10 protein-coding genes are annotated in these 11561 nt (G+C 61.5%); 9 read left to right on the top strand and 1 reads right to left on the bottom strand.

Translation table 11 applies throughout. From position 1 onward, the window contains the following. The 5 genes from nrdD to ACWKY3_RS01580 all read left to right on the top strand — a co-directional run. On the top strand, positions 1 to 1081 hold a 1081-nt coding region (gene nrdD / locus ACWKY3_RS01600; RefSeq protein WP_449314677.1), incomplete at its 5' end, for an anaerobic ribonucleoside-triphosphate reductase. A gap of 296 nt (positions 1082 to 1377) precedes the next feature. Further along, a complete protein-coding gene (nrdG, locus tag ACWKY3_RS01595; RefSeq protein ID WP_449314676.1) occupies positions 1378 to 1941 on the top strand; it encodes an anaerobic ribonucleoside-triphosphate reductase activating protein in 564 nt (187 codons plus the stop codon). 141 nt (positions 1942 to 2082) lie between these two features. Next, on the top strand, positions 2083 to 2967 hold the full coding sequence (gene nrfD / locus ACWKY3_RS01590; protein ID WP_449314678.1) for an NrfD/PsrC family molybdoenzyme membrane anchor subunit: 885 nt from the start codon (positions 2083 to 2085) through the stop codon (positions 2965 to 2967). A gap of 25 nt (positions 2968 to 2992) precedes the next feature. Then, positions 2993 to 3403 (top strand): GntR family transcriptional regulator, encoded by a 411-nt coding sequence (locus tag ACWKY3_RS01585; protein ID WP_449314675.1) that lies wholly within the window; start codon positions 2993 to 2995, stop codon positions 3401 to 3403. Between the two features lie 12 nt (positions 3404 to 3415). Continuing rightward, positions 3416 to 4351 carry a slipin family protein gene (locus ACWKY3_RS01580; protein ID WP_449314674.1) on the top strand — a complete coding sequence of 312 codons (936 nt, stop codon included), beginning with the start codon at positions 3416 to 3418 and terminating at the stop codon, positions 4349 to 4351. A 364-nt stretch (positions 4352 to 4715) separates the two neighbouring features. Here ACWKY3_RS01580 and ACWKY3_RS01575 read toward each other — a convergent pair whose 3' ends face one another. Next, positions 4716 to 5078, bottom strand: coding sequence for a type II toxin-antitoxin system prevent-host-death family antitoxin (locus ACWKY3_RS01575; RefSeq protein WP_449314673.1), 363 nt, complete (start codon positions 5076 to 5078; stop codon positions 4716 to 4718). 294 nt (positions 5079 to 5372) lie between these two features. Between ACWKY3_RS01575 and ACWKY3_RS01570 the strand changes: the two genes are divergently transcribed. The 4 genes from ACWKY3_RS01570 to nrfD (ACWKY3_RS01555) all read left to right on the top strand — a co-directional run bounded on the left by ACWKY3_RS01570 (position 5373) and on the right by nrfD (ACWKY3_RS01555) (position 11394). After that, entirely contained in the window at positions 5373 to 6710 is a 1338-nt protein-coding gene (locus ACWKY3_RS01570) for an ATP-binding protein (RefSeq protein ID WP_449314672.1), read from the top strand. A gap of 339 nt (positions 6711 to 7049) precedes the next feature. Next, positions 7050 to 9527 (top strand): molybdopterin-containing oxidoreductase family protein, encoded by a 2478-nt coding sequence (locus ACWKY3_RS01565; RefSeq protein ID WP_449314671.1) that lies wholly within the window; start codon positions 7050 to 7052, stop codon positions 9525 to 9527. Positions 9528 to 9537: 10 nt separating this feature from the next. Further along, positions 9538 to 10158: a 4Fe-4S dicluster domain-containing protein gene (locus ACWKY3_RS01560; RefSeq protein WP_449314670.1), complete on the top strand. Its 621-nt coding sequence runs from the start codon at positions 9538 to 9540 to the stop codon at positions 10156 to 10158. Between the two features lie 18 nt (positions 10159 to 10176). After that, positions 10177 to 11394: an NrfD/PsrC family molybdoenzyme membrane anchor subunit gene (nrfD, locus tag ACWKY3_RS01555; protein ID WP_449314669.1), complete on the top strand. Its 1218-nt coding sequence runs from the start codon at positions 10177 to 10179 to the stop codon at positions 11392 to 11394. Positions 11395 to 11561: the final 167 nt, after the last annotated feature.

Raw genomic sequence — 11561 nt, 5'->3', positions numbered from 1 at the left:
GGCCATGCACTGCTCGGCCAAGAGGCTGTTCCCCAACTTCAGCTTCCTGGACGCGCCGTTCAACGCGCAGTACTACAAGGGCACGCCGGAGACGGAGATCGCCTACATGGGCTGCCGCACGCGCGTGATGGGCAACGTGTACGACCCGGATCGCGAGGTCACGCCCGGCCGTGGCAACCTGTCGTTCACGTCCATCAACCTGCCGCGCCTGGCCATCCGCGCGAAGGGCGATTTGGATTTGTTCTTCGACCTGCTGGACGCGAAGCTGGCCCTTGTGGTGGGGCAGCTGGACGAGCGCTTTGAGATCCAGGCGCGCAAGAAGGTGTACAACGCGCCGTTTTTGATGGGCCAGGGCGTGTGGATAGACTCCGAGAAGCTCTCGCCCAACGACGAGCAGCGCGAGGTGCTCAAGCACGGCACGCTGTCGCTTGGGTTCATCGGCTTGGCCGAGACGCTGGTGGCGCTCACCGGCAAGCACCACGGCGAGTCGCGCGCCGCGCAGAACCTCGGTTTGGAGATCATCGGGCACATGCGCGCCTACCTGGACCGCCTGTCGCAGGAGCGCCATATGAACTACGGCCTGATAGCCACGCCGGCCGAGGGCCTGTCCGGCCGCTTCGTGCGCATGGACCGCGCGCGCTACGGCTCCATCCCGGGCGTGACCGACCGCGACTACTACACCAACGGCTTCCACGTGCCGGTGTACTATCCCATCAGCGCGTTCGAGAAGATAGAGATAGAGGCGCCCTACCACGCGCTCACGAACGCCGGCCATATCTCCTACGTGGAGCTTGACGGCGACCCGACCGAGAACCTGGAGGCGTTCGAGGCCGTCATCCGCCACATGAAGGAAAGCGGCATCGGCTACGGTTCGGTGAACCACCCGGTGGACCGCGACCCGGTGTGCGGCTACAACGGCATCATCGGCGACGTGTGCCCGAAGTGCGGGCGCACCGAGGAGGAGCACGGTGTGGCCTTCGAGCGCATCCGTCGCATCACCGGCTACTTGGTGGGCACGCTCGACCGCTTCAACGACGCCAAGCGCGCCGAGGAGGCCGACCGCGTGAAGCACTCGCTGTAGAGCGCGTCGCCTTGCTCTGCGTGCGGTATCGCTTGCGGCGGGGCGCCGTAGGAGGTTGTTGCGGGATACTGCGAGGTATCTCATAAAGAAAGCCCGTCTGCCGCTGAATTTAAACGGCGTGGTGGACGGGCTTTTGCATCGGTATGCGGGCTTTCCGTCCATTGCGAGTTCGCCGTGCTAGAATCCTCGGGAGATAGTGACTGATCGGGGTTTTGGTGCGCAGCCGCCAAATTCGTGCTCGCGCACAGCTGGGTGCGCGCAATCCTGTGAGAGCACAGATGAAAGAGAAGGTTACCATGACAGTGTCCGATAGCGTGCAAAAGCCTGCAACCATTCGTATCTTCGGCACGGCTCCGGATTCTATTGTGGATGGGCCGGGGCTGCGTTTTGCGGTGTTTGTGCAGGGGTGTTCGCACGGTTGCCCCGGCTGCCACAACCCTGAAAGCCAGCCGCATGAAGGCGGGGAAGTGCGCTCGATAGACAGTCTGGTGGCCGAGGTGGCCGCCAACAAGCTGGCGTCGGGTGTGACGCTGTCGGGTGGGGAGCCGTTTGAGCAGGCTGCTGCCTGTGCGGAGGTGGCTCGGCGTTGCCGCGCGCTTGGGTTGGGCGTGTGGACATACTCGGGTTACACCTACGAACAGTTGGAGGCGGGCGTGCCGGATGCTTCTGCGCGCGAGCTTTTGGACGCCACGGACGTGCTGGTGGACGGTCCTTTTGTGCAGTCGCTTCACTCGTTTGATCTGGCATGGCGCGGTTCGTCCAACCAGCGACTGGTGGATGTGGCCGCCACGCGTGCGGCGGGCCGTGTTGTGGAATGGAGCGTTCCGGTGGAGGTGCCCTTGAAGCCGCCCTCGTGGTAAGGCGCCCGGCTGCACGCTTTGACCCATTGAACTATGATAAAGGTGTTACAATAACGCGGAGGCGCCTGCGGGCGCATGGCGAAGGCGCGGCGTGCCTTTCGGAGGCGCCGTCTGCGCTGATCGGGATGGTGCGAGGTGGGAATGCTGTTCGGCTGGTACATCGTTGGCTACCTGTTCTTAGCCGGGGTGGGCAGCGGCGCGTTTCTGGTGGCGGCCGCCTGCTGCGTGTTGGACGCGGTCAGCCGCACCGAAGAAAGCGCGCGTGCGGCCGAGGCGGCGCAGGCGGGGTTCTACGTCGCTCCGTGCTGCATGACGTTGGCGGCGTTCCTGCTGCTGCTCGACTTGGGCAACGCCGAGCGCGCGTTGGCGGTTGCGGCGACGCCGTTTCAGTCGGTCATGTCCGCAGGGGCGTGGCTGGTGGCGCTGCTCACGCTGGTGTCGGGTGCGCTGGCGGCGACGATGCTCGTGCGGCGCCGGGTGCCCCGGTCGGTCGGTTGGCTGTGCTGCGTCGCGGGCGGTGCGTGCGCGGTCGGGGTCATGACGTACACGGGGCTTCTGCTCTCGGACATGGTCTCCATCGACTTTTGGCGCTCGCCGTGGCTTGTGGTGCTGTTCGTGGCGTCGTCGCTGTCCACGGGCGCGGCGGCCGTGTTGGGGCTCAACGTCGTGCTGCGTCCGGGTTCGCGCGGGATCGCGTCTGGGCTGTGGCGCGCGGCGGGCGTGCTCGGCGCGGCGGAGGCGGCGGTGCTCGCGGTGTTCGTGATCGCGCAGAGCGGCTACACCGAGGTTGCCGCGCAGTCGTGCGCCCTTTTGGTCGGCGGTCGCTTGGCCCCGGCGTTCTGGGGCCTGGTGTGCGCGGCGGGGCTGGCGCTTCCCCTGGCGTGCCACGGCGCGCAGGGCGCGTCCGCGCGGCCCGCGGCGGTGGCCGTCTCGTCGGCCGGGGTGCTGTCCGGCGGGCTGGCGCTTCGCTACTGCATTGTGGCGGCGGCGCTGTACACGCCGTACGCGCTGGGGGCGCCGCTGTGAGAAGGAGAAGGACCATGCGACCGGAATGTGGGAAAGCGTGACGACCAATACCGAAACCGTGCAGATCACCATTGACGAGAACAGCGGCATTCCCATTTGGCTGCAGCTGCGCAACCGTCTGATCTACCTGATCACGTCTGGAAGCTATGCGGTGGGCGACAAGCTGCCCACCATGCGCGAAATGGCGGTTGAGCTGGGAATCAACTACAACACGGTGAGCAAGGTCTACCAGGACATCGAGCGCGACGGCTACATCGTGTCGAAGCGCGGCCGCGGAACCTTCGTGCACGACGGGTATCGGGCCGACGGGGAATCGGCTTGCAACGCGGCCGACTCGCTGGCGGATTCGTTCATACAGCAGTGCCGCGAGCTGGGGGTTCCGCGACGTGACATCATGGAGCTGGTGGAGCGGCGCCTGCGGGCGACCGAGGGCTAGAGGAGGGCTGCGATGAAGCTCAGCTTGCGAGGAGAGGACAAGAAGGCGAACAGGCCGGCGCGAACGCCCAGGCCGAAAGCGACGGCGGTGGAGATGGAGCCGAACGAGGCCACGCGCGCAGGCGTGTACCTGTTCGCCCTGGCCGTGTTCGCCATCGGATTCGCCGCGGCGTTCGCCATCACGCTGCCGTGGATGTCGGCGGCCACGGCGGTCCTTTCCGTGGCGGTGGGCGCGCTGGCGGCCGCGTGCGTGCGCGTGGCGCCCCAGTGGGAGCGTGTGGCGGTGCTTCGCTTCGGGCGGTTCCACCGCATTGCGGGGCCGGGTTTGTACGCGGTCGCCCCCTTCGTCGAGTACGCGGCCATGCATGTGGACCAGCGCACCATGACCTCGTCGTTTTCCGCAGAGGCCGCGCTCACGGCCGACCTGGTGCCGGTGGATGTGGACGCCATCATCTTCTGGGTGGTGTGGGATGCGAAAAAGGCCTGCCTGGAGGTGGAGAACTATCCGCGGGCGGTGCTGTGGAGCGCGCAGACCGCCATGCGCGACGCCATCGGGCAGGTGAACCTGGCCGAGCTCTCGCTGCGCCGCAAGCAGATCGACCGGGAGCTGCAGCAGGTGCTGGGCGAGAGGTGCGAGCAGTGGGGCATCACGGTCATGTCGGTGGAGATCCGCGACATAGCCGTGCCCGAGGAGCTGCAGGACGCGCTGTCGAAGGAGGCGCAGGCCGAACGCGAGCGCAACGCCCGCACCATCTTGGCCGAGGTGGAAAAGGACATCTCGGAGATGTTCGTGGAGGCCGCCGAGGTGTATGATCGCAACCCCAAGGCGCTGCAGCTGCGCGCGATGAACCTCGCCTACGAAGGCGCGCGCGAGGGCAAGGGCGTGTTGCTGGCTCCCAGCGCCTTAGCCGACGGCTTCGACGTGGAGAAGCTGCTCAGGGGCGAGTAGGGCGGCGCGGCAAGCGCGGAAACCTTGGATATCAATTGAGCTCAGAATAGGCGCGCAAACGGCTTTCCGCTACTTCGTAGACTTCGTTATCTTCGCGAACGCCCACTACGACAATTACCATGCGTTCGTCTTTGCGTGCAAGTGAGTGCACAGCTCGAAGACCGCTAGCACGCAGCTTGATTTTGAACAGCCCGGAAAGGTTGCGTTCACCTTTATTGCCCAGGGGTTTGCCGTAACCGCCTTCGTTTGCGGGAAGAGGATTGTTTTGCAACCTTTTCTATGGCTCGTGCATATTGTTTTCGAATAGAGCCATCAAGCTTTCGGATGTCTTTGGCGGCTTCCTCCAGATATTCGATTTTCCAGCTCATTCGAACTCAACCTCCGGTATCTCGTCGAGCATTTCTTCCGTGACACCGAGTTCATCCATGAGGTCATCGTGAGAGGTGAGTTTCGATACGTCTCCATCCCAACGGGCGAGACGTTCCTCGGCAAGCGCCAGGTCGCGGGCGTCCTCACGCTCTTGGCGCAGGCGTTCGTAGTCGCGATATTCTTCCGGCGTGATAATAACGGCGGCAGGTACGCTGCGCTTGACCACAATGACAGGGTTTCCCACGCCAACGCGTGCAAATGCTTGCGCGGCTTTGCCGTGCGTGAAATCGCTTGCCGGGACAAGGTTGTCAAGCAATGAGCCGCGATCAGTCACAGCGGATTCGGATAGGGTGGACATGAGCTCTCCTCTGGTCGTGTGGATGCGTTAAAGAATTCATTAAAGAATTCTTTAACGCAATTATGGCATGCAGGTTCTCCAAAATAGGGGAGTCGCATGCGGTTTTGCGGCGGGGCGGCCTGTAACCTCATCGACTGAGGGCGTGCGGTACAAAGAAGAAAAGCGCGGAAAGCTTGACTAGTGCATACATCTGTTTCCTGTTTTGAAAACACGTCGCAAAGCATGTCCTGTTTTTGTTAAAATGCGTCGCAAACTAGGCTCCATTTTTGTAAAAATGCGTCGCAAGGAGATGTTGTGGCACTGGAAAGAGCAGCGTTCGCCGAACTTGAATCGTGGAAGAAATCGCCTCGTCGCAAGGCGTTGCTTGTGACAGGCGCACGCCAGGTGGGCAAGACGTATCTTGTCAGAGAGTTTGCTCGCAGGAACTATCAGGTGTTTCTCGAAATCAATTTCGTGGAAACGCCCAGCGCCAAAGCTATTTTTGAGGGCGATCTCAACGCAGAGACGCTGATTGCCAATCTAACTGCTTTCAGCGGCATGGCGCTTGAACCGGGTTCCACGCTGATATTTTTTGACGAAGTGCAGGAGTGTCCGAGGGCTCGCACGGCCATTAAGTTTCTTGTGGATGATGGACGCTTTGACTACATTGAGTCGGGGTCGCTTCTTGGCGTCTTGTATAACGAGGTTCCGTCGCTTCCGGTGGGTTATGAGCAGGTGCTTCGCATGTACCCGCTCTCGCTTGAAGAATTTTTCGTCGAAAATGGTGTGCAGCAAACCACGCTTGACCTTGCGCGTAGTTGTTGCGAGGAGAGCAAGCCCGTTCCACCGGTTGTTCATGAGCGTCTTATGCGCCTGTTCAGACTCTACCTTGCCGTAGGCGGTATGCCTGCGGCGGTGCAGGAGTTCGTTTCGACGAGTGATCTTGCGCGTGTGCTGGGGGTGCAGCGCGATATTCTTACGCTGTATCGTCAAGACATCGCAAAGTACGCGCCCAATAAAGCCCATGTTCATGCAATCTTTGATGCAATTCCTGCGGAATTGAACAAAAAGAACAAGCGCTTCAAGCTATCCGATCTCGCTAAAACGGCTCGTATGGAGCGCTATGAAAGCGACTTCATGTGGCTGGCGGACGCGGGGGTTGCGCTGCCTTGCTATAATGCGGTCGCGCCGCAGGTTCCGCTTGAAGTGAACGTGCGCCACAATCTGTTCAAACTCTTTTTCTGCGATGTGGGGCTTTTGAGTGCTGCTTCGGTAGGGGCGGTGCAGTTCGATCTTGTCCAGGGCGATCTTTCTGTCAATTGGGGGAGTTTCTTGGAAAACGTTGTGGCGCAGCAGCTTGTTGTTAACGGTTTCGATTTGTACTACTACGACAAAACCAAGATAGGCGAAGTGGACTTTTTGGTGCAGAAGGGATCGCGCGCTGTTCCTGTTGAGGCGAAGTCCGGTGTCGATTGTGCTCAGCATGCGGCACTCGACAACTTGCTTGCGGTGGGGGAATGGGGGCTGCAAGAGGCTGTCGTATTGTGCCGCGAGAATGTTGAACGAAAGGGGAATATCACGTATCTTCCCTGGTATGCCGTCGCGTTTTTGAAGCAGGATGCCTTGCCAGAACGATTTGTTGTGGAGGTGTAAGGCGGAGCTTGTGCGTTTTGCGTGCTGTGCGCCATGCATTGGGCGTTCTGTGTCGGATGTCTCGCGGCGTGCGCCGAGCATCGCGCATCGTGTGCCTCGTATCGCGCGCTGAGGATCACGTGCGCTACCCTCCAGCTTCATCCTACTCCTATCCTCTATCCTCGAAATAGCATAGTTCAATAGTTTGATTGAACTAGTTCATTATGATAATATGATTACGGAAGGAATCCGGCCGATTCTGCATCTGCATGCAAGGGGCCGCAAGCCCGCCGGGGGAACGACGGCAGCGCAACCGTCGAACGTGGCGGCAAGGGGTCCCGCTCATTTCGAGGAGGAGAAATGGCGGAAACGAAAAGCTCGCATGCCGGGCTGACCCGCAGAAGCTTTCTCAAGACGACGGGTGCCGTGGCAGGGGCAGCTGCGGTGGGCGGGGCGGTGCTCCCGACGTCGCTCGGGCTGGCGGAGGAACGGGATTCTCCCGTTCAGGGAGAAACGAAGTTTTCGGGCAGTTGCCGCGGTAACTGCTTTCAAGGATGTTTTCTCAACTACGTTGTCCGCGACGGCAGGGTGGTTCGCACCGAGGCGCGCGATTTCCCCGATCCCCAGTACAACCGCATCTGCCTGAAAGGACTCACGCTTCCGGAGCGCATCTATTCGGACACGCGCATCAAATATCCTATGCGCCGCGTTGAGGGGACGCCTCGGGGCGGTGGCGAATGGGAGCGTCTGTCGTGGGACGAGACGTTCGAGTACATCGCCGAGAAATGGGGCGGTTACATAAAGGAGTACGGCTCCAACAGCATCTGCTTCTCCATCTGCAATGGCAACTCGGGCTTCAGCATGAATGCTTACGTGCGCCTTCAGGACGTGTTCGGCTTCACGAACCTCGTGTTCTTTGCTGACAACGCATTGTTCTGCGGCACCATCGATGCGCTTGGTTTCGGCAAAAACTGGAACGCCAACGATCCCAGCGACATTCCTAATGCACGCTGCGTGGTTCTCTGGGGCAGCAATATGACGGAGTCCCAAATCCAGCAGTGGCATTTCGTTGCCGATGCGCGCGAAAACGGCGCGAAGCTTGTGGTGATCGACCCTGTGTTCACGGGCTCTGCGGCCAAGGCTGATCTGTATGTGTCGCCGCGACCGGGGTCGGATGCTGCGCTCGCTCTTGGCATGATGCATATCGTGCTCGAAAAGGGCTGGCAGGACGAAGCGTTTCTCCGGGACAACACCGTGGCGCCCTTCCTATGCAAAGAGGAGGGCGGGCACTTGCGCGCCGCCGACATCGGCATGGACGCATCCGGCATCGCCGAGGCCGACCTGTCGAAGAAAAGCATCATCGTGGCGAAGTCCGAGACGGAGTTCGGCATGGTCGACGATGTGGACGATCCGCTGCTCGAGGGCCGTTTCGAGATCAACGGCATCAAGTGCGCCACCGCCTACACTCTCCTACTTGAGGAGATAGCCAAGTACACGCCCGAGTACACGTCGAAGATCTGCGACGTTCCCGTGGAAACGCTCTACGAGCTCACCGAGGTGTTCTGCAAGAATTCCCCCGTGTTTACCTACCAGGGCCTGGGTCAGGAGCATTACGTGAACGGCCACTACCCCTACATCGCCGCCGCCACGCTGCATATGCTGACGGGCAACCTTGGCAAACCGGGGGCCTCGTGCGGATACATTCGTCCGAACGATACGTACAACCTGGGCAAGATGGCCACGAGCCCCGAGGCTTCGGGCAACGTGAAGATCGAGGGATACACCATCGTGAGCGACAGCAAGCGCATTTCGATCTCCTCCATGCAGCTTCCCGAGATACTGGAGACCCACAAGTACGGAGACGTCGAGGTCAACCTGAAGAGCATGTACTGCTATGCGAACAACTTCCTGGGCGTCATCACCGAACGAGAGACGTTCCGCAAGGCCATCGACCAGCTGGAGCTATTCATTGTGGCCGACAACCACATGAGCGAAACCGCGCAGTACGCTGATTTGGTGTTGCCCGTCACGGAGTGGTGCGAGTACACGGAGGTGCACGGGCGCACAACTCTCTACCCGTTCCTCACGCTGCAGGAGAAGGCCGTCGATCCGCTCTACGAATCGAAGTGCGACTGGGACATCATCAGGGGCATAGGCACCGCCTTAGGCAGAGCGGACGCGTTCGACATGACGGTGGAGGAGTTCCTCGAAGGCTCTCTGGGTTCCGAGAAGTGGGCCAAGATCAACCAGGACAAGGCCATCTATCATGACTACTTCGTGAAAGCAGGCTACAAATGCGTGCATGGCGAAGGAGGCGTCTATCCTACCGACACGGGGCGTGCCCAGTTCTACATCGAGAAAAGCTCTCGTGGCGCCATGAAGGAGATGGACGACAATCCTACTCGTGACAGGACGGGCCAATACCTGTGCCACTGGGAAGCGCCGAACGAGGCTTGGCCCGACAACCCTCTGTATGAGAAGTACCCACTGGTTCTCTATCAGGAGCATGCGAAATGGAGGACCCATACGCAGTTCAGCTACCAGCCCTGGCTGCGCGAGTTCGATCCCGAGCCCATCGTGAAGATCCATCCGGAAGACGCTGCGGCGCGCGGCATCGAGGACGGGGACATCGTGCGGGTGTTCAACGATCGCGGGTACGTGGTTGTGAAGTGCGTGTTCAACGAGGGGTTGCGGCGCGGCATGGTGAACATTCCCCATGGGTGGCAGGCTGATCAGTTCATCGAGGGGCATTACGGGGACCTGCTCAACAGGACTGTGAGCCCGTGGGTGAACAACAACAACTACAACGACGTTCTCGTTGAGATAGAGAAGCAGTAGGGGGCGAAAGATGCATTACGGAATGGTCATCGATCTTGACAGGTGCATCGGGTGCCAAACGTGCGCCATGGCGTGCAGGCTTGCCAACAACTTGCCGAACGGCACCTGGTGGAACCGCGTCCTCACCGACGGAGGCGCTCACATGGACACCCCTCGCCTTGAGGACGGGGGTTACGTGATGGAGTACATCCCCGTCGCTTGCCAGCATTGCGACAACCCCGCCTGCGCGAAGGTGTGCCCGGTGGGAGCCACCTACAAGGACCCGGAGACGGGCGTGGTGCGCCAGGACTATGACAAGTGCATCGGGTGCCGCATGTGCGTCGCCGCCTGCCCTTACACGGGGGTGCGCAGTTTCAACTGGGAGGAGCCGAAGTACGCCGCCGCGCTTCCGGTGGGCGACGCCGACGTTCCGGCGCACCAGAAGCACGTGGTGGAGAAGTGCACATTCTGCTATCAGCGCATCACGCGCGGCGAGGACCCCGCCTGCATGGTCTTGTGCCCTGGTCGCGCGCGCCATTGGGGCGATCTGGACGATCCCGAGTCCGAGGTGTCGCAGCTCATTCGGAAGCGCGAGGTCAAACAGCTTCTGCCCGAGAAGGGCACAGAGCCGTCCGTCTACTACCTCGTCTAGGCTTGCAAGGAGGCAATCATGACTGAGAACATCGGGACGGCGTCGCCGTCCAAGGCCCCTGCCGCCAAGTTCGGGGGCAAAGGGCTCAACATCGCCATCGCGGTGGCGGCGGTGGTCACTGCGGCGGGCGTCGCCCTCTGGGGCGTGCAGCTTGCCGGCGGCATGGTGCAGACCGGGATGCGCAACCTCGATTCCTGGGGCCTGTACATCACCATGTTCATGTTCCTGGTGGGGCTTTCGGCCGGCGGCCTCATCATCAGCTCGGTGCCCAAGGCCTTCGGCATGGAGGGCTTCGGCGGCGTCTCCAAGGTGGCGGTGTGGACGAGCATCTGCTGCACGGTGCTCGCCATCGGGTTCGTGGTGGTGGACCTCGGGCAGCCCTTCCGGGTGTGGGAGCTGTTCGCCTACTCCAACCTGGCATCCCCGCTCATGTGGGACATCATCGTGCTGGCGACCTACCTCATTCTGTCGGTCGTCTACCTGTGGGCGCAGGTGCGCGCCGAGGCGGGCAGGGTGTCGGCGACGGCGCTTCGTGCGGTGAGCGTGATCGCGCTCGTGTGCGCGGTGCTCGTGCACTCCGTGACGGCCTGGATCTTCGCCCTCAACGCCGGGCGGGAGATGTGGCACACTGCGCTTTTGGCCCCGTGGTTCGTGAGTTCGGCGCTCGTGTGCGGCACGGCGCTCGTGCTCGTGGTGGTCATCGCGCTGCGGCGTGCGGGGTACCTGGAGCTGGAGCAGCGCCACGTGGTGAAGCTTGCCAAGATGTTAGGTGCGTTCGTGCTCGTGGACCTGTACTTCTTTGGGTGCGATTTGCTTACCGAGGGCTTCCCAGGAGGCTCGGGCACCGAAGTGGTGGCGATGCTTACCTCTGGCTCTCTCGCACCGTTTTTCTGGGTTGAAATTATTGGCTGTGCGCTTGCTGCGGTGGTGTGCTTTGTTCCCAAACTGCGTACCAATCCACTGCTTGTGGTTGCAAGCCTCTTGGCCATCGTGGGTATCTTCTGCAAGCGTGTACAACTGCTCGTGGGAGGCTTTCAGGTGACGAACATCGACTTGGCTGGTCCGGTAACGTCCATGACGGTCACCAACTGGGAAGGTGGCATGGCGGGGGCCTACCAGGGCATGGTCTACTGGCCCACGGCGCTCGAGTTCGGCGTGGTGCTGGGGGTTGTGGGCCTGGGCGCGCTCATGCTGTGCGTGGGGTTGAAGTACCTGCCCCTGCGTCCGGTCGAGTAGCTTTAAGGAGGATCGTTTGACAGGCCGGGCCGTGCGCCCGGCCTGCTCGCAAGGAGGCCCTATGGTCAGAAAGCTGCTCTTGACCCTTGCCGCGTTCCTGCTTGCGTGCGCGGCGGTGTACGGCGCCGGCTCTCTGGCGGAGCCCGCCACGGGGATCGCCCCCATCG

The organism is Rubneribacter sp., assembly GCF_965361815.1.
Note: the sequence above shows the minus strand (reverse complement) of the source record. Positions and strands in the feature narration are given on the sequence as shown.